Origin of the sequence: Roseomonas populi (genome assembly GCF_024594815.1) — a bacterium.
In the GTDB taxonomy this organism is placed as follows: Bacteria; Pseudomonadota; Alphaproteobacteria; order Acetobacterales; family Acetobacteraceae; genus Roseomonas; species Roseomonas populi.
On the sequence record NZ_JANJOU010000015.1, the window covers coordinates 1 to 23,034 of the forward strand.

The 23,034-nt window shown below is 71.2% G+C and carries 21 protein-coding genes; 14 read left to right on the forward strand and 7 right to left on the reverse strand.

Annotation, left to right across the window (positions count from 1 at the left end; all coding sequences use genetic code 11):
• Positions 1-262: 262 nt before the first annotated feature.
• Positions 263-898 carry an aspartate/glutamate racemase family protein gene (locus tag NRP21_RS16655; protein ID WP_257717354.1) on the reverse strand — a complete coding sequence of 212 codons (636 nt, stop codon included), beginning with the start codon at positions 896-898 and terminating at the stop codon, positions 263-265.
• A 73-nt stretch (positions 899-971) separates the two neighbouring features.
• On the opposite strand from NRP21_RS16655, the gene NRP21_RS16660 reads away from it, so the two are divergent.
• Complete coding sequence (locus NRP21_RS16660; RefSeq protein ID WP_257717355.1) at positions 972-1,811, forward strand: MurR/RpiR family transcriptional regulator; 840 nt, start codon at positions 972-974, stop codon at positions 1,809-1,811.
• The gene (locus NRP21_RS16665) at positions 1,811-3,139 is read left to right on the forward strand and encodes an aspartate aminotransferase family protein (protein ID WP_308219908.1); all 1,329 of its coding nucleotides are present in this window, start codon (positions 1,811-1,813) and stop codon (positions 3,137-3,139) included. Before NRP21_RS16660 ends, NRP21_RS16665 begins: the two co-directional genes overlap by 1 nt.
• A 275-nt stretch (positions 3,140-3,414) precedes the next feature.
• Here NRP21_RS16665 and NRP21_RS16670 read toward each other — a convergent pair whose 3' ends face one another.
• On the reverse strand, positions 3,415-4,014 hold the full coding sequence (locus NRP21_RS16670) for a hypothetical protein (RefSeq protein ID WP_257717356.1): 600 nt from the start codon (positions 4,012-4,014) through the stop codon (positions 3,415-3,417).
• 80 nt (positions 4,015-4,094) lie between these two features.
• Between NRP21_RS16670 and NRP21_RS16675 the strand changes: the two genes are divergently transcribed.
• Together NRP21_RS16675 and NRP21_RS16680 are read left to right on the forward strand one after the other, a co-directional pair.
• Entirely contained in the window at positions 4,095-4,481 is a 387-nt protein-coding gene (locus NRP21_RS16675) for an MAPEG family protein (protein ID WP_257717357.1), read from the forward strand.
• Positions 4,482-4,492: 11 nt separating this feature from the next.
• Positions 4,493-5,530 (forward strand): amino acid ABC transporter substrate-binding protein, encoded by a 1,038-nt coding sequence (locus tag NRP21_RS16680; protein ID WP_257717358.1) that lies wholly within the window; start codon positions 4,493-4,495, stop codon positions 5,528-5,530.
• A gap of 202 nt (positions 5,531-5,732) precedes the next feature.
• Here NRP21_RS16680 and ligD read toward each other — a convergent pair whose 3' ends face one another.
• The 4 genes from ligD to NRP21_RS16700 form a co-directional block, all read right to left on the reverse strand.
• Positions 5,733-7,283, reverse strand: coding sequence for a non-homologous end-joining DNA ligase (ligD, locus tag NRP21_RS16685; protein WP_257717359.1), 1,551 nt, complete (start codon positions 7,281-7,283; stop codon positions 5,733-5,735).
• A gap of 34 nt (positions 7,284-7,317) precedes the next feature.
• Positions 7,318-8,349, reverse strand: a complete 1,032-nt coding sequence (locus NRP21_RS16690) for an LLM class flavin-dependent oxidoreductase (protein ID WP_257717360.1) — start codon at positions 8,347-8,349, stop codon at positions 7,318-7,320.
• Positions 8,350-8,548: 199 nt separating this feature from the next.
• Positions 8,549-8,767 (reverse strand): hypothetical protein, encoded by a 219-nt coding sequence (locus NRP21_RS16695; protein WP_257717361.1) that lies wholly within the window; start codon positions 8,765-8,767, stop codon positions 8,549-8,551.
• Positions 8,768-9,241: 474 nt separating this feature from the next.
• The gene (locus NRP21_RS16700) at positions 9,242-10,876 is read right to left on the reverse strand and encodes an NAD(P)/FAD-dependent oxidoreductase (RefSeq protein WP_257717362.1); all 1,635 of its coding nucleotides are present in this window, start codon (positions 10,874-10,876) and stop codon (positions 9,242-9,244) included.
• Positions 10,877-10,990: 114 nt separating this feature from the next.
• On the opposite strand from NRP21_RS16700, the gene NRP21_RS16705 reads away from it, so the two are divergent.
• Positions 10,991-11,944, forward strand: coding sequence for a 1-phosphofructokinase family hexose kinase (locus tag NRP21_RS16705; RefSeq protein ID WP_257717363.1), 954 nt, complete (start codon positions 10,991-10,993; stop codon positions 11,942-11,944).
• On the forward strand, positions 11,941-12,882 hold the full coding sequence (gene glk / locus NRP21_RS16710; RefSeq protein WP_257717364.1) for a glucokinase: 942 nt from the start codon (positions 11,941-11,943) through the stop codon (positions 12,880-12,882). Before NRP21_RS16705 ends, glk begins: the two co-directional genes overlap by 4 nt.
• A gap of 310 nt (positions 12,883-13,192) precedes the next feature.
• Here glk and NRP21_RS16715 read toward each other — a convergent pair whose 3' ends face one another.
• On the reverse strand, positions 13,193-14,317 hold the full coding sequence (locus NRP21_RS16715; protein ID WP_257717365.1) for a beta-galactosidase: 1,125 nt from the start codon (positions 14,315-14,317) through the stop codon (positions 13,193-13,195).
• Between the two features lie 245 nt (positions 14,318-14,562).
• Here NRP21_RS16715 and cysD point away from each other — a divergent pair, with 245 nt between their 5' ends.
• The 8 genes from cysD (at position 14,563) to phnE (NRP21_RS16760) (ending at position 23,006) form a co-directional block, all read left to right on the forward strand.
• A complete protein-coding gene (cysD, locus tag NRP21_RS16725) occupies positions 14,563-15,684 on the forward strand; it encodes a sulfate adenylyltransferase subunit CysD (protein ID WP_332844180.1) in 1,122 nt (373 codons plus the stop codon).
• A complete protein-coding gene (cysN, locus tag NRP21_RS16730; protein ID WP_257717366.1) occupies positions 15,684-17,594 on the forward strand; it encodes a sulfate adenylyltransferase subunit CysN in 1,911 nt (636 codons plus the stop codon). Before cysD ends, cysN begins: the two co-directional genes overlap by 1 nt.
• Positions 17,587-18,363, forward strand: a complete 777-nt coding sequence (gene cysQ / locus NRP21_RS16735) for a 3'(2'),5'-bisphosphate nucleotidase CysQ (protein ID WP_257717367.1) — start codon at positions 17,587-17,589, stop codon at positions 18,361-18,363. The genes cysN and cysQ overlap by 8 nt, the downstream gene beginning before the upstream one ends.
• Before the next feature lie 61 nt (positions 18,364-18,424).
• Positions 18,425-19,198, forward strand: coding sequence for a sulfite exporter TauE/SafE family protein (locus tag NRP21_RS16740; RefSeq protein WP_257717368.1), 774 nt, complete (start codon positions 18,425-18,427; stop codon positions 19,196-19,198).
• 190 nt (positions 19,199-19,388) lie between these two features.
• Positions 19,389-20,204 (forward strand): phosphonate ABC transporter ATP-binding protein, encoded by an 816-nt coding sequence (gene phnC, locus NRP21_RS16745; protein ID WP_257717369.1) that lies wholly within the window; start codon positions 19,389-19,391, stop codon positions 20,202-20,204.
• A gap of 36 nt (positions 20,205-20,240) precedes the next feature.
• Positions 20,241-21,158 (forward strand): phosphonate ABC transporter substrate-binding protein, encoded by a 918-nt coding sequence (gene phnD, locus NRP21_RS16750; RefSeq protein ID WP_257717370.1) that lies wholly within the window; start codon positions 20,241-20,243, stop codon positions 21,156-21,158.
• A gap of 106 nt (positions 21,159-21,264) precedes the next feature.
• Positions 21,265-22,134 (forward strand): phosphonate ABC transporter, permease protein PhnE, encoded by an 870-nt coding sequence (gene phnE / locus NRP21_RS16755; RefSeq protein WP_257717371.1) that lies wholly within the window; start codon positions 21,265-21,267, stop codon positions 22,132-22,134.
• Entirely contained in the window at positions 22,131-23,006 is an 876-nt protein-coding gene (gene phnE, locus NRP21_RS16760) for a phosphonate ABC transporter, permease protein PhnE (RefSeq protein WP_257717372.1), read from the forward strand. Before phnE (NRP21_RS16755) ends, phnE (NRP21_RS16760) begins: the two co-directional genes overlap by 4 nt.
• The last annotated feature ends 28 nt before the right edge of the window (positions 23,007-23,034 follow it).

A 23,034-nucleotide genomic window follows, 5' to 3' on the forward strand; every position in this document is an offset into this window, starting at 1 on the left:
AAGAAGGAATTCTTCCTCTCCCCGGCCCCCTCTCCATCATCTTTTTCTATCAGCTGGTCTGAGCATCGCTGACGGTGCGCCTCGGCTCTTGGAGCCGAGGCGACTGCAAGGGCAGGATCAGGCCCCAGACGTCAGCGCCACGTCTCAAGTCAGTCCCGCGGCAGCCCGATGCCGGTCCAGGGTTGGACCTATAGGTCCAACCAGCCTCCTGGCGGGGATCCAAGGGGCAGAGCCCCTTGGTGCCGGACCCATCAGAAAGAGATCACGACAACCCCAGCCGCGCCTTAAGCGCCCGCACCGCGCTATCCGGCGTGGTGAGGACGGGCTTGCCCGTGGTGGCCGCGACGAGCGGGGCAGCGCGGGCGAGGCTGAACTGGGCGAGGGCGATGACGTCGCAGTCGGTGAGGGATCTGGCAGCTTCCGCGGCGAGGCGGTCGTGGGCCTCGCCGTCGCCGCGGTTCAGGGCATCGAGGGCGCCGGCGGCCAGCATCGGAACGAGCGTGACGCCTGATGGGAATTCCGGGGGCATGCTGGCGAGGGTGGGGGCGAAGCTGGCGAGCAGGCCGATGCGGCCGCCGATCGCGGCGGCCTCGGCGACCATGGCCTCATTGGGCTTGAGGACAGGCATCGGGGCGAAGGCCTCGGCCACCGCCTCGATACAGGGGCCGAAGGCGGAACAGGTGAAGAGGATGGCATCGGCGCCGGTGCCCCTGGCGTAGCGGGAGAGGGAGAGAAAGCGGTCCGTCATCGCGGGGGTGAGCGCACCGTCGCGGGCGAGGTCGGCGGAGAGGCTGTCATCCAGCAGGTTCATGAGGGTCGCCTCCGGCCAGAGACGGGCGAAGGCGGCCTCGACGGGCGGCGGGGAATGGCGAAGGGCGTGGATGAGGGCGATCCGCATGGGCTGATCCTGGCGCGGATCCACCTACGAAACAACTGTTGCATCCACCCGGCCATTACGCATTATACGTTTCATGTCCTTCGACGCACCTCTCGAGAGATTGCGCCTGGCCCTGCCGGATCTGCCGCCCCGCTTACGGGAGGCGGCGCGCTATCTCGCGGAGCACGAGTTCGACGCCACCACGCGATCGATGCGGGATCTGGCGGCGGATGCGGGGGCAAATCCGGCCAGCTTCACACGCCTGGCGCAGGCCCTCGGCTATGCGGGCTGGGAACCCCTGCGCGCGGCCCTGGTGGAAGCGCGCCGGCCGGCGGCCCCCTTCTCCGGCCGTGCCAGGACAAGGGGCGACCTGCCCGCGGCGATGCTGTCCGCCGATGCGGCGATGCTCGGGGCGCTGAAGGCCGGGCCGGTAGCGGGCGCGGCGGCGGCGCTGCACCGGGCGCCGCGGATCTGGTGCGCGGGGTTCCGCTCCTGCCGTGCGGTGGCAGGGCTGCTGCACTACCAGCTGAGGCTGTTCCGGCCGGAAACCCGGCTGGTTGGGGCGGAGGGGCCGGAGGAACTGGACCTGGACGCCTTTTCCAGCCGCGACGCCGTGGTGCTGGCGAGCTTCGCGCCCTACTCGGCGGAGGCGGTGCGGACGGCGGCGGCGGCGCGCGCGGCCGGGGCGGTGCTGGTGGTACTGGCGGATTCCCCGGCGGCGCCGGTGGCGCGCGGGGCGGCGCACCTGCTGCGGTTCGAGGCCGATGGGCCGGGCTTCTTCCACTCGCTGACAGGGGCTGTCTCGCTGGCGCAGGCGCTGGCGGCGGCGGTGTTCGCGCATGGCGGCGCGGCGGCGATGGAAAGGCTGCGCCAGGCGGAGGCGCGCCTGGCTGAACTCTCCCGCTACGCGCCCGAATCCGGAGGAGATCCTTGATGATGTCCCGTCTTCTGCATCGTGGCCGCGCCACGCCGCCTGTGGCGGTCTCCGGTCAGGGCTGCTGGCTGCGGGATTCCGAGGGGCGCGAGGTGCTGGACGCCTCCGGCGGCGCGGCGGTCTCCTGCCTGGGTCACGGGCACCCGGAGGTGATCGCGGCGGTGCAGCAGCAGGTGGCGGCGCTGGAGTACGCGCACACCGGCTTCTTCACCAATGAGCCGGCGGAGCGCCTGGGCGAGGTGCTGGTGGGCCACGAGCCGGGTGGGCTGAGCCGCGCCTACTTCGTCTCCGGCGGATCGGAGGCGATGGAGGCGGCGCTGAAGCTGGCGCGGCAGCACTTCGTGGAGAAGGGCGAGCCGCGACGCACGCGCTTCATCGCGCGCCGCCAGAGCTACCACGGCAACACGCTGGGTGCCCTGGCGCTGGGCGGGAACGCGGCCCGGCGCGCGCCCTATGCCCCGATCCTGGCGGATGCCTTCAGCCATGTCTCCGCCGCCTTCCCCTATCGCGGGATGCGGGAGAGCGAGGACGAGCAGGGTTACGTGGCGTGTCTCGCGGAGGAGCTGGAGGCGGAGTTCCAGCGCCTGGGCCCGGGGAACGTGGCCGCCTTCGTCGCGGAAACGGTGGTCGGCGCCACGGCCGGCTGCGCCGCGCCGCCCGCCGGCTACTTCCGGGCCGTGCGCGAGATCTGCGACCGCCATGGCGCCCTGCTGATCCTGGACGAGGTGATGAGCGGCATGGGCCGCACGGGCACCCTGCACGCCTGGGAGCAGGAGGGCATCGCGCCGGACATCCAGGCGATCGCGAAGGGCCTGGGCGGCGGCTACCAGCCGATCGGCGCCATCCTGATGAACGACCGGGTGCTGGCGCCGATCATGGCGGGGTCCGGCGCCTTCCAGCACGGCCACACCTACCTGTCCCACCCCGTGGCCTGCGCGGCGGCGCTGGCCGTGCAGGAGGTGATCGCGCGCGACGGCCTGCTGGGCCGGGTCCAGGCCATGGGCGCGCGGCTTGAGGCCGGGCTGGTGGAGCGCTTCGGCAACCACCGCCACGTCGGCGACATCCGCGGGCGCGGCCTGTTCCGCGCCATCGAGCTGGTGGCGGACCGGGCGACGCGGGAACCCTTCGAGCCCACCCGCCGCCTGAATCAGCGCATCCGGGACGAGGCCTTCGCGCGCGGGCTGGCGGTGTACCCCGGCGGCGGCACGGCCGACGGAACACGGGGCGACCACATCCTCCTCGCGCCGCCCTACATCGCGGGGGAGGCGGAGATCGACCTCATCTTGGAGCGGCTCGGGGAAGCCGTGGACGCGGCGCTGGCGGCCTGATGCCGCTTCGCTGCGATCCCTGGCTGACGGGATGTCCCGGGTGGAGGAAGAAAGAATTTTTCCTTCACCCGGACCCCTCACCATCCTCTTCTTTTTCGAGCTGGTCCGACCTTGCTGGAGGTGCGCCGCGGCTCCTGGAGCCGAGGCGACTTTGGAGGCTCGCACCCCCTTCACGCGGCGGAGACACCGTATCAGCCCGATGCGGCGGCCACCGGGCGGGATTACAGGGATCCTGGGCCCCTCGCCTGGAACGGGCGCCTCGCGTTTCGCCGCCCTTAGCGTCGCACCCGGCGGGTGGCGACGAGGTTGACCGCGGGGGAGCCGCCGGAACCGTTCTCGAGGACGACGGCGATCTCCGTGCCCGGGGCGATGGTGAAGCGGATGTTGTCCTCCGCCGTGCCGTTGGGCTCCCGGGTGGGGCGGATACCGCGATAGCAAGCGGCCACGCGCTCCGCTGCCTGGCGCAGCACCTGCGGGGCGCGGTCGGCCCCGCCCCGGCGATTGTTCCCTTCGTGGAGCTCGGCGACGTATCGGGTCTCGCCCGGAGTGGCGGAAACCGCGGCGCGCAGCGCACCGGGGGGAAGCAGCGTGGTACGGACCGGGCCCGCAGGCGCGCTGGCGGGGGCCACCGCGCCGGGCGGGCCACTTGCCGGGCCACCCGGCGCACCGCGCGGCGCGCCGCCCGGGGCGGTGGGCGGGGTGCCGTTGGGCGCGCTCTCCGTCGGGAAGTTCTGGGGTCCACCGGCCAGGAGTTGGACGATGCGCGCCAGTTCGGCGCAGCCCGGGCCACCCGCGGCCTGGGTTTGAGCCCGGGCCTGTGCCGGTATCTGGCAGGCCGCGGCCAACGCCGCGGCGAGGGCGAGACGGTGCCGCATGGCGCCAGATTTTCCCTTCCGTCGATGCGGGCGCACGCTAGTCAGCGCCCCCCGGCAGGGCAAGCGGCAGAGGGGGCGCGATGCCGCGGGTGACGCTTCTTTACGCGGGGCTGCTGGGCCTGGCCTATGTCTGGCTCTCCTGGCGCGTGATCCGGGCGCGGGGGCGCGCGCGGGTTTCGCTCGGGACCGGGGGCGATCCGGCCTTGCAGCGCGCGGGGCGCGTGCACGGCAACTTCGCCGAATACGTGCCGATGGTGCTGGTGCTGCTGATGGCGGACGAGCTGGCCGGCGCCCCCGCGCCGCTGCTTCACGGTGCCGGCATCGCCCTGGTGCTCGGGCGGCTGCTCCACGCGCTTTCCATTGGCGGGGAGACGCATCGCATGCGCCTGCGCGTGTCCGGGATGGTCCTGACCTTCCTTTCCCTTCTCTCGCTGGCCGTGGCGGCCATCCTGCTCTCCCTCTCATGAAAGGAATCGAGATGAAGCGGCTTCTCATGGCGGCTTGCACGGCGTTCGGGATCGGTGGCGCGGCGTTCGCCGGGCTGTCCCCGGGCTCGGCGTCCGCCGCGACGCTGGACACAGTGAAGCAGCGCGGCACGCTCGCCTGCGGCGTCTCCACCGGTTTCGCCGGCTTCTCCGTGCCGGACTCGCGCGGCGAGGTACGCGGGCTGGACGCGGATTACTGCCGCGCCATCGCGGCCGCCGTGCTGGGCGACGCGACAAAGGTGCGCTTCGTCGGCCTGACCGCGCAGAACCGCTTCACGGCGCTGCAATCCGGTGAGATCGACGTGCTGCTGCGAAACTCCACCCAGACCTTCCTGCGCGACGCCTCCATCGGGCTCAATGCGGGGCCGGTGAACTTCTACGACGGCCAGGGCTTCGCCCTGCGGCGCGACGCCAACGTGCGCGACGTGAAGGGGCTGGACGGCGCGACGGTCTGCGTGGCCCAGGGCACGACGCACGAGGTGACGCTGGGCGACATCGCCCGCGCCCGCAACATCCGCTTCCAGCCCGTGGTGTTCGAGCGGGTGGACACGATGCAGCAGGCCTTCTTCTCCGGCCGCTGCGACGCGATGACGCAGGACGCATCCGCGCTCGCCGGCGCGATCGCCACCGTGGCGCCGAACGCGGCGGATTACATGGTGCTGCCCGAGACCATCTCGAAGGAGCCCCTGGGCCCGTTCACGCGCAACGGGGACGATGCCTGGAGCAACATTGTGGCCTGGGTGCACTACGGCCTGGTGGAGGCCGAGGAGGCCGGCATCACCGCCGCCAACGCGGACGAGATGGCGCGCGGCCAGAACCCCGTGGCGCAGCGCCTGCTGGGAACCAGCGGCGAGTTCGGGTCGCGCCTTGGGCTCTCGAACGACTGGATGCTGAAGGCGATCAAGGCCGTGGGGAACTACGGCGAGCTGTTCGAACGCAATGTGGGCCAGGGCAGCGCGCTGAAGCTGCCGCGCGGGCTGAACGGGCTCTGGAATGCGGGCGGGCTGATGTACGCGGTGCCGTTCCGGTAGGGCTGCCCCGGGGAGAGGGAGAAGGAATTCTCTCTCCCCGGCCCCCTCACCCTTATCTTCTTCCGTTGGGCTGCCGCGGGATGCGGGGCCTGTGGTTCCCCGACCAGCAATGCCACTCGGCACGGGATGTGCGATTCCCAGCCCCCACCTTCTAGATCAGTCCCGGTGGATGGGATGTGCAGGGGGGCAGCGCCCCCGTGTGCTACTTCAACGGCCGCGCCTGCCCCTCGAATCCGGCCCAGGGATCGGGCTGCTTCAGCCGATCCGGCGCCGTGCGGATGGTGAAGACGTTCGGGTCGAGATCCGGCGTCACCTCAAGCCAGTCCAGCGGCATGGAAACGGTGGCACCGGCCCGTGCGCGCGGGGACCAGGCGGCGACGGCGGAGGCGCCGCGGGCGTTGCGCTGGTAGTCCAGGAAGATGCGCCCCTTGCGGGAGGCCTTGGCGCTCTCGGTGGTGAAGTGGCCGGGCGCCTCTTCCGCCAGGGCGTCGCAGAGGGCGGCGGCCCTGGCGTGCAGCGATTTCCAGGTGGCACCCTGAACCGGGGCGACAAGGTGCAGCCCCTTGCCGCCGGTGGTCTTGCAGAAGGGGACGAGACCGGCGGCCTCCATGCGACGGCGCAGGATTTGCGCGGCCTCCACCACGGTGGCGAAGGGGAGGTCCTCGGCGGGGTCGAGGTCGAGGATGAGGCGGTCGGGCTTGGTGACGGCCTTGCTGGGCGCGGGCCAGGGGTGGATCTCCAGCACGCCGGACTGGGCCAGGGCGACCAGGGCCTCGGGCGTGTCCACCTGCAGCAGCGGGGCCTCCTCGCCGCGCGGGGTCACCCGGGTGATGAGGGCCGAGGTGCCGCGCCCGGCATGGCGCTGGAAGAAGCGGTCCCCGGCAAGGCCGTCCGGCGCGCGCAGGAGGGAGAGCGGGCGGCCGGCGATCCAGGGAAGCAGGCGCGGGGCGACGGCCTGCATGTACTCGGCAAGATCGCGCTTGGTGATGCCGTCCTCGGGCCAGAGGGGCTTGTCCGGATGGCTGATCGCGACGCCGCCGATGGTGACCCGCGCGGCGGCGGCGCGGCGGGCGGGCTCCGTTCCGGCGGGGTCTGATGCGGGGTTCTTCGCGGGCTTGGCGCGCTTCTTCGGCGCGGGCTTCGCGGCCGCTTCGCGCGGCTTGCCGGCGATAGCGTCCATGTCGCGGCCCGTGGTGACGGAGCGGTCATTGGCGTCAAGCAGCGCGTCGGCGTCGCCGGGCCGCGCTTCCTCATCCTCGTCCTTGATGAGGAGCCAGTTGTGCTTCCCCGCCTTCCCGCGCGGGCGCATGCGGACGAGGTGCCAGGCGCCGCGCAGCCTCTCCCCGTGCAGGGTGAAGCGCAGGCGCCCGGCCTCCAGATCGGCAGCGGGGTCCTCCGATTGCGGCTCCCAGCTGCCACGATCCCAGAGCATGACCGTGCCGGCGCCGTAGCCCGCGCCGATGGTGCCCTCGAACGTCCCGTACTCGAGGGGGTGGTCCTCCACCTCCACGGCCAGGCGCTTCTCGGCGGGGTCGAGGCTGGGGCCGCGCGTGACGGCCCAGGATTTCAGGACGCCGCCCAGCTCCAGGCGAAAGTCGTAGTGCAGCCGGGTGGCGTCGTGCTTCTGCACCACGAAGGACAGCGCCTTGGCGCGGCGGCGCTTCGGTGCGGCGCCCCGGAACTTCCCTTGGGGCTCCGGGCTGTTCCCGAAATCCCGCTTGGCGCGGTAGGGGGCGAGGGGATCGTCGGCCATGGCGGGAAGGCAACGTCCTTCCCGCCATCTCGGTTCAAGCCAGCATGTCTTTCACCATCGGCACCACCTTCGTCCCGTAGAGCTCGATGCTCCGCATCATCCGCTCGTGCGGCAGGGTGCCGGCGCTGTACTTCATCTCGAACCGGGCGAGGCCGAGGGTCCTGACCGTGCCCGCGATGCGGCGGGCCACGGTCTCGGGCGTGCCGAGATAAAGGGAGCCGCCCTCGATCTCGCGCTCGAAATCAGCGCGCTGCGCCGGCGGCCAGCCACGGTCGGCGCCGATGCGGTCCCGGCCGGCCTTCCAGTGCGGCCACAGCTCCTCCTTCGCCGCCTCCTCCGTATCGGCCACGTAGCCGTGGGAGTGGACGCCGATGGGCTGGGGATCCTTGCCGAACTTCTCCAGCGCCTGGTGGTACAGGTCCACATAGGGGCGGAAGCGCGCGGGATCCCCGCCGATGATGGCGAGCATCAGCGGCAGGCCGTAATGCGCCGCGCGCACCACGGATTGCGGGCTGCCGCCCACGCCGACCCAGCTCTTCAGCGTGCCGTGCTCGATCGGCGGAAAGACGCCGGGCACGTCGAGCGCCGGGCGGATGCTGCCCTGCCACTGCGCCGGGCCGCCCTTCAGCAGCTCCGCGAAGAGGTTCAGCTTCTCCTCGAACAGCGTCTCGTAGTCGTTCAGGTCGAAGCCGAAGAGGGGGAAGGACTCGGTGAAGGAGCCGCGGCCCAGCACCACCTCCGCCCGGCCGTTGGACAGGGCATCCAGCGTGGAGAAGCGCTGGAAGACACGGATCGGGTCGTCCGACGACAGCACGGTGACGGCGGTGCCGAGCCGGATGCGTTCCGTGCGCGCGGCGATGGCGCCCAGCAGCACCTCGGGCGCGGAAACGGCGAAGTCCGCGCGGTGGTGCTCGCCCACGCCGAAGAAGTCGATGCCGAGCCCGTCCGCCAGCACGGCCTCCTCGACAAGGTTGCGAATGACCTGGGCGTGCGGCAGCGGCGCGCCGTCCGGGCCGGCGGTGACGTCCCCGAAGGTATCCAGGGCGAATTCGAGGGGAGCGTTCACGCGAAGTCCTTCAGCAGCGTTCGCGGGGAGAACTGGGCAGGGACGCCCCGGACGTCGAGGCGGTGGCGTCAATGGTCCCCATCAGCGCACGTGATGGCCCGGCTGCTTGGCCCGGCCGGCAAGCACAAAAAATCCGCATCCCCGGGCCAGCCTGGCCCGGGGATGCGGATCGGTCGGGATCGGTCCCGGCTTCGCCGGTTCAGCCGTGCTGGCCGGCGCCGCCCGTCGCGCCGCTCCGCTCCAGGAAGGTCTGCTGCGCATCGGCAACGCTGCCGGCCAGCGGGGTGCGGCTGGCGGTCTGGGTCCAGGCGCCGGAAGCGGTGGCGCCCTCAGGCACGCGGTCCTGGTCAGCGAAGGCCGGGGCGGCGACAGAGCCGATCAGGGCGGCGGCGAGGGCAAGGGTGCGAAGGTTCATCATGGCTGCATGTCCTGGGTGGATCGGGCGGCGGGGTGCCGCCCTTCGTTGACAGAGAAATGCGCTCGTGCGGCCGCGAACTCCAACGCATGAAGCGGATTCCATCTATCCATGAGATGGATGGAACTGATGACCGTCCTCCTTGTGGCTGACCCATACTCGGGTCCAGTGACGCGTTCCAATACTCCGGGGGCGGTCTGTGGCCAGGGAGAGGAAGAAGGAATTCTTCCTCTCCCCGGCCCCCTCTCCATCATCTTTTTCTATCAGCTGGTCTGGGCTTCGCTGACGGTGCGCCTCGGCTCGTGGAGCCGAGGCGATTGCAAGGGCAGGTTGAGGCGCCGGGCGTCAGCGCCACGCCGCAAGTCAGTCCCGCGGCAGCCCGATGCAGGTCCCGGTGTCCCGGGGCTCCTGGCTCGGGACAGACGCTTCGCGTTTGCTCGGGGGTCTAGGGGGTGGAGCCCCTTGGGGCCGGACCGGTCAGGACGACGCCACGAGTGCGCCCGCGGAGAGGCTTGCTGCCACCGCCTCCGCCGCACGGATGCCGTCCACGCCGGCGGAGAGGATGCCGCCCGCGTAGCCAGCGCCCTCCCCGGCCGGGAACAGGCCCGGCGTGTTGAGGCTCTGCCCGGTCTCGTCTCGGCGGATGCGGAGGGGTGAGGAGGTGCGGGTCTCCACCGCCGTCATCACCGCGTCCCCCATGGCGAAGCCGCGGATCTGGCGGTCGAAGGCCGGCAGGGCCTCGCGGATGGCGGCCACGGCGAAGTCCGGCAGGCACAGCGAAAGATCGGTGGGGGTGACGCCGGGCTTGTAGGAGGGGATCACCTCGCCGAGGCGGGTGGAGGGGCGGGCGGCGAGGAAGTCCTCCACGCGCTGCACGGGGGCGTTCCAGTTGGACCCGCCGGCGATGAAGGCGCGCTCTTCCCAGTGGCGTTGGAAGGCAAGGCCGGCGAGCGGTGATCCTGGGTAGTCGCGCTCCGGCGTGATGGAGACGACGATGCCGGCATTGGCGTTGCGCTCGGCGCGCGAGTACTGGCTCATCCCGTTGGTGACGAGGCGGCCGGGCTCCGAGGCGGCGGCGACGACCTGGCCGCCGGGGCACATGCAGAAGGAGTACACCGCGCGGCCCTCGGCGGCGGGCGTCTTGCAGTGGTGCACGATCTTGTAGTCGGCGGCGCCGAGGGTGGGATGGCCGGCCTGGGGGCCGAAGCGGCAGCGGTCGATCAGCCCCTGCGGGTGCTCGATCCGCACGCCGATGGAGAAGGGCTTGGCTTCCATGAACACGCCGCGCTCGTGCAGGGCGGCGAAGGTGTCGCGCGCGGAATGGCCGATGGCCAGCACCACGCGGTCCGCCTCCAGGAAGGTGCCGTCGGAGAGGTGCAGGCCGCGCACGGCGCGGTCCGGCCCCAGCTCGACGTCCTCGACGCGCGTGCCGAAGCGGTACTCGCCACCGAGCGCCTCGATGCCGGCGCGCATCTTCTCCACCATGGAGACGAGGCGGAAGGTGCCGATATGCGGCTTGGAGAGGTAGAGGATCTCCTCCGGCGCGCCGGCGGCCACGAACTCCTCCAGCACCTTGCGGATGCGGTTCGCGTTGTCGCCGATGCCCGAGTAGAGCTTTCCGTCGGAGAAGGTGCCGGCACCGCCCTCGCCGAACTGCACGTTGGATTCCGGGGATAGCACGGAGCGCCGCCACAGGCCCCAGGTGTCCTGCGTGCGCTGGCGCACGATCTGGCCGCGCTCGATCAGGATGGGGCGCAAGCCGAGCTGGGCGAGAATCAGCATGGCGAAGAGGCCGCAGGGGCCGGCGCCGATCACCACGGGCCGCAGGCGCGGCGCGGGCGGGGCGGCGGGCAGGCGATAGGCGGTCTCGGGCGTGGGGGCCACATGGCGTTCCCCTGCCACGCGCGCCAGCACCGCGGCCTCGTCCCGCAGGGTGACGTCCAGCGTGTAGATCAGGGCAATGGCACCGCGGCGGCGGGCATCGTGGCCGCGGCGGAAGACGGTGATGTCCAGCACGTCCTCCGGCGCCACGCGCAGCCGGGCGAGGACGGCGTCGCGCAGGGCTTCGGGCTCGTGGTCGAGGGGGAGCTTGATCTCGGTCAGGCGCAGCATGGTCGGGGGGATATAGGGTTGCTTTCCGCCGAATGATACGCGCGTGGCGACCTCCGTGGCCGACGCGCGTTCCCTGCCCCATATGGCCCCTGCCTTTGGAGTGGATGGAGCGGAATGCCGGGACTGATCACGACGCTGACGCCAAACCCGACCATCGACCTGGCCTGCGAGGCGGAGAAGGTGCGGCCGATCCACAAGATCCGCACCACGGATGAACGGCACGATCCCGGTGGCGGCGGGGTGAACGTGGCCCGCGTGGTGCAGGAACTGGGCGGGCGGGCCCTGGCCGTGGTGCTCTCGGGCGGCGTCACCGGGCGATTCCTGGAGGAGCTGCTGGAGGAAGGCGGCGTGCCGCACCGGGGCGTGCCTATCGAGGGGCTGACGCGGATCAGCCAGACGGTGATGGAGCGAAGCAGCGGGCAGGAGTACCGCTTCGTGCCGGAAGGGCCGGAACTGTCCGAGGCGGAGTGGAAAGCGGCGCTCTCCACCATGGAGGAAGTGGACGCGGACTGGATCGTTGGCAGCGGCAGCCTGCCCCGCGGCGCGCCGGAGGACTTCCACGCCCGGCTGGGCGCCATCGCCGGGAAGCGCGGCCTTCCCTTCGTGCTCGATACCTCCGGTGCCGCGCTGCGGGCGGCGGTGGAGGCGGGGGGGATCGCCCTCGCCAAGCCGAGCCTCGGCGAGTTCGAGGCGCTGGTCGGCCGTAAGCTGGAGGGCGAGGGGGAGCAGCAGCGCGCGGCGGTGGAGCTGGTGCGCTCCGGCAAGGTGGAGATCCTGGCCGTCACCCTCGGCCGCGACGGGGCGATGCTGGCGACCCGAGAGGGCGCGCTGCGCCTTCCCGCCCTGCCGGTGGAGGCCAAGGGCGCGGTGGGCGCCGGGGACAGCTTCCTGGCCGCGATGACCATGGCGCTCTCCGACGGGAAGCCGGCGGCGGAGGCCTTCGCCTGGGGGGTGGCCGCCGGGGCTGCCGCCGTCTCCAACGCGGGCACGGCGCATCCGCGGCGGGGCGACGTGGAGGCGCTGCGGCGGAAGATCCCGGATGAATCCCTGCGGGAGCTGGCGGCATGACGCTGCGTCTGGTCGGCGACATCGGCGGGACCAATGCCCGCTTCGCCCTCTCCGAGGATGGCAGGGCGCCGCGGGACGAGGCGAAGCTGCCCGGCGCGGACTACCCCGGCCCGATCGAGGCTGCGGAGGCCTATCTGGCCGGGCGGGCGGTGGAGGAGGCGGTCCTGGCCGTCGCCACCCCCGTGCTCGGAGACGAGGTGGCCTTCACCAACAGCCCCTGGCGCTTCTCCATCGCGGACGCCAAGCGCCGCCTCGGCGTGGAGCGACTGGCGATCATCAACGACTTCGTCGCCCAGGCCTCCGCCGTGCCGCATCTGGAACAGGGGGAGTGCCGGGTGCTGAAGGAGGGTTCCCCGAAGCCCACCCACCCGGCCGTGGTGCTGGGCCCGGGTACGGGGCTGGGCGTGGCCTTCCTGGTGGATGCCGGCGGCACCTCCCGCGTGCTGCCAAGCGAGGGCGGCCATGCCTCCTTCGCACCGCAGGACGATCTGCAGGAGGAGGTGCTGCGGCGCCTGCGCGTCACCTATGGCGGGCACGTCTCGCTGGAGCGCGTCCTCTCCGGCCCCGGGCTGCTGGCGCTGGCGCGGATTATCGGGGAGGTGCAGGGGCGGCCGGTGGAGCTGGCCGGGCCGCCCGACGTCTCCGCGCGCGCGGCGGCGGGCGACTGCCCGGTCTGCTCCGAGGCGTTGCGGGTCTTCTCCGGCGTGCTCGGGGCCGCCGCCGGCAACCTGGCGCTGACGCTCCTTGCCGATCGGGGCGTCTACGTCACGGGCGGGCTGTGCCGGAATCTCGGGCCGCTGCTGGACGTGGCGGCGCTGCGGGCGGGCTTCACGGGCAAGGGGCGTTTCGCCGGATATCTGGAGAAGGTGCCGGTCATCCAGGTGATGCGGCCGCATTCCGGGCTGCTGGGCGCGGCCGCCTGGCGGATCGGGGGCTGATGATACCGGGAGCCTTTCCTCTGGCCCACTCCGCCCCCTGGCCTCCCGGGCAGATGCCAAGCGTGCGCCCCGGGCCAGCGGCCTAAGACCCTCGGGTCCCCCCCCGCCTGCCGCCGAGCCCGCCCTGACATGGGACTTTTCGTAGGGGCGCTTCCCCTGTCCCCGCAGTCGCCTCGAGCCGATGGCCTGAGGCGAACTGCCGGCCGCGCAGCCCCAACCCGCAGAAAAGGTGATGGTGAGAGGCCCAGGGAGAGGACGAATCCTTCTTCCCCTCCCTGGCACAGAGCATCAGCGCAGGAACAGCACCCGGCTACCGGGCATTCCTGCCCTGCCGCAGGGCGTTGTCCGCGGCCCGGACGGCCTCGGGAAACCGGGCGAGGTCGGGTGTCCAGACCTCCAGGTACTCTGCCCCGCTGCGGACGCCGCGCTCCAGGGTGGCCGCATAGTCGGGCTCGGCGCATTCGAGGGGTGCCTCGCGCCGGTTGGTGTTGCATCCAGCACCCTGGAAGCCGCGGAAGAGGTTGGTCTGCCAGCCGATGACGGTTCCCTGCCGGCGGGCATCCAGGACGGTCGGCGCCAGGTCGCCGTCGAGGGACAGCGCGTTCCACTGCAGGGCGAAGCGGGAGCCGAACAGGCGGCGGCCCTCGGCGATGATGCGGGCCTTCACGGGGGGATTCCGGTCCGGGGCGCCGTTGTCGCCTACTGGCGGGAAGTCGTTCCGCTCCAGGATGTCCTGCGCCAGGAGCTTGCCGGGAAAGGCCTCGGCGATGATGCGGGAAAGGCGCACCCAGGCTTCCACCATCACGTCGGTGCGGTATCCGGCGGCCACCCAGCGCGGCGTGTCGTCCGGCGGCGGGCTGCCGCAGGCGCTGCCGGCGGCGCGCCAGGGCATGTTCAGCTCCTCGCTGATGCGGTTCACGCCCGTCAGCTTCACGATCCGCAGCGCCTCCCACGCGCCGGGGGTCTGCCGCAGGTGCTGCGACACGGCGGTCCACATCCGCTGGAAGGCGGCCTGGTAGGCCGGGTCCCACGGCAGGGGCAGGTCGACGGAGATGCAGGTGGGGCGCGCCCCGGCCTGCTCGGTCCCGCCCTGGCTCGTGCTGAGGCGCAGCGTGCGTATGCCGGCGCTTCCCAGCCATGCCGGCGCCCGCCCGCCGGCAATGACGGACAGGGAGACGCGCTTTCCGGCGGCCACGGCCCGGGTCATCTCGCGGTCCAGCAGGGTGAAGTCGAAGCGGCCGGGCTCCGGCTCGATCACGGCCCAGGGCAGGCGGATATAGACCCCGCTGGCCTGGCGGCTGCCGTACACCGCGTCCGGCATGGTCCGGTTCGCGTTCAGCAGCGGCGTGCCGGCGACATAGACACCCCGGTAGTCGCCCACCTCCGGCCCACGAGCAAGGGTCGCAAGAGGCAGCAGCGCCAGGAGGGCCGCCATGATCGCGGCCGCCGCAATCCTCGCAGGCCAGCGTCTGGCCGCTCGTTTCTCTCGCACGGGCATCTCCGGTTCCGTCCGGGCGCCCCGGTGGGCGGGGCGCCCGGATCATTGTGCTTGCGCGACGCGAGGGGAAGCCTTCGCCGCATGGAGTTGCCGCCCGGCGTTCCGTGGGTTGTGATAGGCGAGTAGATAGAAAGTTCTGCAACCACTTGCAGAGAAGACTTTAGTTCACCTAAAGTCCGCTCATGCCTGACCTGAAACGACTGTTCCGAGAGAGCGGCAAGCGCCAGAGCGACATCGCCGCGGCGGTCGGCCGCAGCGAGGGAGCCGTCAGCCAATGGGTCAGCGGCGACCGGGAGATCCCCGCCGACCTCGTGCTCAGGATCGAGGAATTCACGGGCATCCCGCGCCACCGCCTCCGGCCCGACCTCTGGGAGACCAGCATGACCAGCAGCGCGCGGCCGACGCCGCCCGACCTGACCCATCTGCAGCGCCTGGAGGCCGAGAGCATCCACATCATCCGCGAGGTTGCGGCCGAAGCGCGCAAGCCGGTGATGCTCTACTCCGTCGGCAAGGACAGCGCGGTCATGCTGCACCTGGCGAAGAAGGCCTTCGCCCCGGGCGTGCCGCCCTTCCCGCTGCTGCACGTGAACACGACCTGGAAGTTCCGGGATATGATCACCTTCCGCGACGAGCGGGTGCGGTCGATGGGCATGGAGCTCATCGAGTGGATCAACCAGGAGGGCGTGGCCCAGGGGATCAACCCCTTCGACCACGGCGGCGCCTACACGGACATCATGAAGACGGTCGCGCTGAAGGCCGCGCTGGACCACCACGGCTTCGACGTGGCCTTCGGCGGCGCCCGCCGCGACGAGGAGAAGAGCCGCGCGAAGGAGCGCATCTTCTCCTTCCGCTCCGAGGCGCATCGCTGGGATCCCAAGCGCCAGCGCCCGGAGCTATGGAACCTCTACAACACGCGGATCGGCAACAAGGAGAGCATCCGCGTCTTCCCGATCTCCAACTGGACCGAGTTGGACATCTGGCAGTACATCCACCTGGAGAGCATCCCCATCGTCCCGCTCTACTTCTCGGCGGAGCGCCCGGTCGTTCAGCATAACGGCCTGACGATCATGGTGGACGACGAGCGGATGCGCATCCCGCCCGGCCAGGCCCCGCAGATGAAGCGGATCCGCTTCCGCACCCTCGGCTGCTACCCGCTGACCGGCGCGGTGGAGAGCGAGGCGGCCACGCTGCCCGAGATCATCCAGGAGATGCTGCTGACCCGCACCAGCGAGCGCCAGGGCCGCGCGATCGACCACGACGCCGCCGCCTCCATGGAGAAGAAGAAGCAGGAGGGGTACTTCTGATGGCCCATGTCAGCGACCTCATCGCCACCGACATCGGGGCCTACCTGAAGCAGCACGAGACGAAGAGCCTGCTGCGCTTCATCACCTGCGGCTCGGTGGACGACGGCAAGTCCACCCTCATCGGGCGCCTGCTCTACGACAGCAAGATGATCTTCGAGGACCAGCTCGCCGCTCTGGAATCTGATTCCAAGAAGATGGGCACCCAGGGCGAGAACATCGACTTCGCCCTGCTGGTGGACGGCCTGGCCGCGGAGCGCGAGCAGGGCATCACCATCGACGTGGCCTACCGCTTCTTCTCCACGGACAAGCGCAAGTTCATCGTGGCCGACACCCCCGGCCACGAGCAGTACACGCGCAACATGGTCACCGGCGCCTCCACCGCCGACCTCGCCGTGATCCTGATCGACGCGCGCAAGGGCGTGCTGACGCAAACGCGGCGCCACTCCTACCTCGTCTCCCTGCTGGGCATCCGGAACGTGGTGCTGGCGATCAACAAGATGGACGCGGTCGGCTACAGCCGGGAGGTCTTCGACCGCATCCTCGGCGACTACATGGCTTTCGCCGCCCCGCTGGCCATCGAGAAGATCGTGCCCATCCCCATCTCCGCGCTGATGGGCGACAACATCACCGAGCGCAGCGGCAACATGTCCTGGTACGCGGGTCCGACGCTGATGTCGCATCTGGAGACCGTGAGCATCGCCCGCCAGCCCTCGGGCGCGGCCTTCCGCATGCCCGTGCAGTGGGTCAACCGCCCGAACATGAACTTCCGCGGCTTCTCCGGCCTGATCGCCGCGGGCACGATCTTCCCCGGCGACCCCGTGAAGATCATGCCCTCCGCCCGGCAGAGCCGCGTCGCCTCCGTGATCCTGGACGGCGAGATGCCCTACGCCACGGCCGGCCAGTCCGTCACGATCACGCTCGAGGACGAGGTCGATTGCAGCCGGGGCGACGTGATCTGCGCCGGCGAGAGCCCCGCCGAGGTCTCCGACCAGTTCGAGACGACGCTGGTCTGGATGAACGACAACCCGATGCTCAGCGGGCGCAGCTACCTGATGAAGATCGGGGCGAAGACCGTCACCGCCTCCGTCACGACCCTCAAGCACAAGGTCAACGTCAACACGCTGGAGCAGAGCGCGGCGCGCGACCTGAAGCTGAACGAGATCGGCGTCTGCAACATCAGCCTGGACCAGGCGATCGCCTTCGATCCCTATGAGGAGAACCGCCACACCGGCGGCTTCATCCTTATCGACCGGCTGACGAACGAGACGGTCGCGGCCGGGCTGATCCACTTCGCCCTGCGCCGGGCGCAGAACATCCACTGGCAGTCCGTGGATGTCGGGCGCGAGGCGCGTGCGGACCAGAAGCGGCAGCGCCCCTGCGTGCTGTGGTTCACCGGCCTGTCGGGCGCCGGCAAGTCCACCATCGCCAACCTGGTGGAACGCCGCCTCTTCGCCATGGGCAAGCACACCTACATGCTGGACGGCGACAACGTGCGCCACGGCCTGTGCCGCGACCTCGGCTTCACCAACGCGGACCGGGTGGAGAACATCCGCCGCGTGGGCGAGGTGGCGAAGCTGATGGCCGATGCCGGCCTCATCGTCCTTGCCTCCTTCATCTCCCCCTTCCGCTCCGAGCGCGACATGGTGCGCCGCCTGCTGCCGGAGGGAGACTTCCTTGAGGTCTTCGTGGACGTGCCGCTGGACGTGGCGGAGAGCCGTGATCCCAAGGGGCTCTACAAGAAGGCGCGGGCCGGCGAGATCACCAACTTCACCGGCGTCTCCAGCCCCTACGAGCCGCCCGAGACGCCGGAGCTGCACATCCAGACGGCGAAGATGCGGCCGGAGGACGCCGCCGAGCTGATCGTGGCCGGGCTTGAGGCGCGCGGCCTGCTGCGGGGCGGCGATGCCTAGCGCCGTCACCCTCGACCTCGCCGAGCTCGCCGCGGCGGTTCGCCCGATCGCCGAAAGGGCCGGGCAGGCCGCGATGTGCTTCTACGGCGACGCCGCTGCCACCCTGAAGACGGATGGCAGCCCGGTGACGGCGGCCGACGGCGCGGCGGAGGACGTGATCCTGCCCGCGCTGCGCGCCCTGACACCCGACATCCCCGTGGTGTCGGAGGAGGAGGCCTCCAAGGGCCTCTCGCCCGAGGTGACGGGCCCGCGCTTCTGGCTGGTGGATCCGCTGGACGGCACGCGCGAGTTCATCAGCGCCAACGGCGAGTTCACGGTGAACATCGCGCTGGTCGAGGACGGCGTGCCGGTGCTGGGCGTGGTCGTCGTGCCCGCGCGGGGCGAGACCTATCTCGGCGCTGGCCCCGGGACCGCGCTGCTGGCCGATGCCGGCGGCGAGCGCCCCATCGCCGCGCGCCCGGTTCCGGAGGATGGGCTGACCGTCGTCGGCTCCCGCTCTCACGGCGATGCGGCCGCCATGGAAGCCTTCCTGAACGGCCGCAAGGTGGCCGCCTTCCGCCCGGCCGGCAGCTCCCTGAAGCTCTGCCTCATCGCGCGGGGCGAGGCCGATCTCTACCCCCGCCTCGGCACCACGATGGAGTGGGACATCGCGGCCGGCGACGCCGTGCTGCGCGCAGCGGGCGGCCGGGTGGAGACGCTGGATGGCGGGCCCTTCGCCTACGGCAAGCCCGGTTACCGCAACCCGCACTTCGTCGCCTCCGGCCGCTAGCCCTTGCCCGCCCCCTGCCCCATCCGGCGGTGGCGCGCCGCCGCGGCCCGGGGAACCGCGCATGCCTGACATCACCTATGCCGCCTCCGGGCTCGGCGTCGGCCTGCTGGTCGGGCTGACGGGGGTGGGTGGCGGCTCGCTCATGACGCCGCTCCTGATCCTGCTCTTCGGCGTCCATCCTGCCTCGGCCGTCGGCAGCGATCTGCTCTACGCGGCCAGCACCAAGGCGGTGGGCACCGCCGTGCACGGGCTGCACGGCAGCGTCGGGTGGCGCATCGTGGGACTCCTGGCCGCGGGCAGCGTGCCCGCCACGGCCTTCACCATCCTGCTGGCCGCCTATCTCGGCATCGGCGGGGGCGGCAGGTCGCACTTCATCGCGGTTGCGCTCGGCATCGTGCTGCTGCTCACGGCGGCTGTCATGCTCTGCCAGAAGCAGGTCGTGGCGGCGGTGTCGGGCCTGCTGGGCCGGACGGGGCGGGTGAACACGCCCGCCCTGACCGTCCTGGTCGGCGCGATGCTGGGCGTGATGGTCACCCTTACTTCGGTGGGCGCCGGCGCGATCGGGATGACGGCGCTGCTCATCCTCTACCCCAAGCTGCCCGCCGTCCGGCTGGTCGGCTCCGACATCGCGCACGCCGTGCCGCTCACCCTCTTGGCCGGGTTCGGGCACTGGTGGCTGGGCACGGTGGATTTCGGCCTCGTCGGGTCGCTCCTGGCCGGCTCGATCCCCGGGATCATCCTCGGCAGCCTTCTCTCGAACCGGGTACCGGAGAGATCCCTGCGCGTCTGCCTCGCCCTGGTCCTAACCGCCGTGGCCTTCACGCTGATCCTTTGATCCCCAGCCCGAGAGGCGGTGGGACCGCGGTGTAGGCGTACCGTCCTCGGAGCAGCGGGGCGGAGCAGCGGGGAATGGCACGCTCGCGGGGAAGGGCAGGAACGGGCATTCGCCTCCAGGGCTGCCTCCCGACACAAATCCTTCACCGATCCGACACGCACCGTTCAAGGGCGGCCGGTAGGTAGCCGCCATGTTGATCATCGAGGGACTGAGCCGCCGCTTCGGCGAGCGGCTCGCCGTGGACGATGTGTGCCTGGAGGTGCCGCGCGGCAGCTTCGTGGGCGTCATCGGCCGTTCCGGCGCGGGCAAATCCACCCTTCTGCGCATGGTGAACCGCCTGGCGGAGCCGACGGCCGGCCGCGTCCTGTGGGACGGCACGGACGTGACCGCCCTGCGCGGCCGCGAATTGCGGGACTGGCGGGCGCGCTGCGCCATGGTGTTCCAGCAGTTCAACCTCTCCGGCCGGCTGGACGTGCTGACGAACGTGCTCGTCGGCCGGCTGAACAGGGTGCCGGCCCATCGCTCCCTCCTGCGCCTCTGGTCCGACGAGGATCGGGCGGTCGCCCTCTCGGCGCTGGAGCGGCTGGATATCGCCAACCTCGCCTCCCAACGGGCGGAGCACCTCTCCGGCGGGCAGCAGCAGCGCGTGGCCATCGCCCGCGCCCTGGTGCAGGAGCCGGAGATCATCCTGGCTGACGAGCCGATCGCCTCGCTGGACCCGCGCAACACCCGCGTGGTGATGGACGCCCTGGCGCGGATCAGCCGGGACTACGGCATCACCGTCCTCTGCAACCTCCACTCCCTCGACATCGCGCGCGCCTACTGCGACCGGCTGGTCGGCCTCTCAGCCGGCCGGCTCGTCTTCGACGGCCCGCCCGACGCACTGGACGAGGCGGCGGCGCGCGAACTCTACGGGCTCGAGGCCGAGGACGCGGTCGGGCCCGCGCCTGCGCCGATGCCGGGCAGCCCCGCCCCGCAGGCCAGCCCCTTCACCCTTCACGCCTGACGCCCCGGCGCCAAGCGCCACCACGGAGAGCTACCGATGATCCTGCAACGCCGCGCCCTGCTGGGCGCCACGGCCGCCATGCTGGCCACCCCGTCCGTGCTGCGCGCCCAAGGCGCCGCCCCCTGGGCCAGCCGCTACCCGGAGCTGGTCTTCGCGATCATCCCCTCCGAGAATGCCTCGGGCGTGACGGAGCGCTACGGGCCCTTCATCGAGTACCTGTCCAAGCGGCTCGGCACGAAGGTCACGCTGCGCATCGCCAATGACTACGCGGCGGTGATCGAGGGCCAGCGCGCCGGCAACATCCACATCGCCTCCTACGGCCCCTCCTCCTTCGCCCGCGCGCTGATGACGGGATCCCAGATCACCGCCTTCGCGATCGAGACGAACCTGGACGGCACGAAGGGCTACTACTCCGTCTTCTACGTGAAGAAGGACAGCCCCTATCAGCGCGTGGAGGACCTGCGCGGCAAGAACCTCGGCCTGGTGGACCCCAACTCCACCTCCGGCAACAACGTGCCGCGCTTCGCGCTGAACAAGATGAACATCAAGCCGGAGGAATTCTTCGGCCGCGTCGTCTACACCGGCAGCCACGAGAACGCCGTGATCGCGCTCAACCAGGGCACGGTGGACATGTGCGCCAACTGGTGGAACGACGAGCAGGAAAGCAACCTGCTGCGCATGGCGCGCAAGGGCATGGTGAAGGCGGAGGACTTCCGCATCATCTTCAAGTCCGACCAGATCGTGAACTCGCCCATGGCCTACCTGAACGCCATGCCGGAGGAGCTGAAGACCGCCATCCGCACCGCCGTGCTGGAACTGGCCACCGCCGACAAGAAGGCGTTCGACGCCATCTACGAGGGCAAGCAGGGCCCGCTGGTGGCCGTGGACAACAAGGCCTACGACCCGATCATCGAGCTGAACCGCTTCGTGGACAACCTGCGCCGCCGCGGCTGACGCCGGCGCGGACCAGACCCCGCGCACCGAAGCACCCGCCGCCCCGGCCCCCGGGGCGGCGGATCCCTTTCCAGGAGCCCTTCCCCTGGCCACTGCCATCGCCCCCTTGCCCGACGGCCGCCTGCACGAGCTGCTGGACGGCTACCGCCAGGCCGCGCGCGGCCCGCGCCGCCGCGCCCTCCTCCTCGCCCTCGCCATCGCCGCCCTCGCGCTGCTGGCCGGCCACGTGGCGGAGGTGGACCTGCCCCGGCTCTGGGAGCATCTCGGCGGCTTCCTCGGCTATTTCGACCGCATTACCGCGCTGGAATCCGGCGGCGGCCGCGTCTGGACCGACCCGGCGGAGTGGTTCTGGGGCCTGAAGAAGTGGGGCCTGCTCCTCGCCGACACCCTTCTCATCGCCTATGTCGGCACCGCGCTCGGCGCGATCGGCGGCTTCGTGCTCTCCTTCGTCGCGGCCGCGAACCTCGTGCCGAACCCCTGGATCCGCGGCACCGCCCGGCGCTTCCTCGAGTTCTGCCGCACCGTGCCGGACATCGTCTTCGCCCTGGTCTTCGTGATCGCCTTCGGGCTGGGCCCGGTCCCGGGCGTACTGGCGATTGCCATCCACACCATGGGCGCGCTCGGCAAGCTCTTCTCCGAGGTGGTGGAGAACATCGACCGCAAGCCGGTGGAGGGCGCGGTCGCCGCCGGCGCTTCCTGGGTGGCAGTCGTGCGCTTCGCCGCGCTGCCGCAGGTGCTGGCCAACTTCGTCAGCTACGCGCTGCTGCGCTTCGAGATCAACGTGCGCCAGGCCTCCGTGCTCGGCTTCGTCGGCGCGGGCGGGATCGGGCAGGACCTGATCGAGGCGATCCGCAAGTTCTACTATAACGACGTCTCCGCCATCCTCCTGCTCATCATCGTCACCGTCATGCTCATCGACTTCGGTACGGAGAAGCTTCGCCACCGCCTCATCGGCGCGATGGAGCGCGGGGCATGAGCGCCGCCCGTCCTCTCACCCTGCGTGAGGCCGCACGGGCCGACATGGCCGGCCTCGCCGCACGTCACCCCGGCCAGTTCCGCCGCGTCACCGCCGCGCGGGCGCGCGCCATCGGCATCTCCGCCGCCGCCGTCGCGCTTCTCGCCTTCGGCCTCTGGCGGCTGGAGTTCTCGCCCGGCCGCATCGCCGGCGGCTTCGGCCAGCTGGTCCACTTCATCGGCCTGATGCTGCCGCCGGATCCCGGCACCTGGTCCCGCACCGTGCTGATCCTGCGCGGCCTGGCGGAGACGCTGGCCATCGCCTTCCTCGGCACGCTGCTATCGGCCGCCATCGCTTTCCCGCTCGGCTTCCTCGCCGCGCGCAACACCTCGGTCAACCGCGCGGTGCAGTTCCTCTCCCGCCGCGTGCTGGACAGCATCCGCGGGGTGGACGCGCTGATCTGGGCGCTGATCTGGGTCAGCGTCGTCGGCCTCGGGCCCTTCGCCGGCGTGCTGGCGATCATGACCGGCGACATCGGTACTTTCGGCAAGCTCTTCTCCGAGGCGATCGAGGCCGCGGACCGCCGCGCGGTGGAGGGCGTGACCTCCACGGGCGGCGGCAAGCTCGCGGGCATCCGCTTCGGCGTGCTCCCGGCCGTCCTGCCCGTGATGGCCGGCCACGTGCTCTACATGTTTGAGAGCAACACGCGCTCCTCCTCCATCATCGGCATCGTCGGCGCGGGCGGCATCGGGCTGATGCTGTCAGAGATGATCCGCACGCTGGAATGGGGCGTGGTGGCCTTCATCGTGCTGCTCATCCTCGTCACCGTCGCGGTCATCGACACGATCTCCGGCCGGCTGCGCGCCGCCCTGGCCGGGGTGCAGCCGCGCTGAACCCTGCATCCCGGCGCGGGTTGCCGGG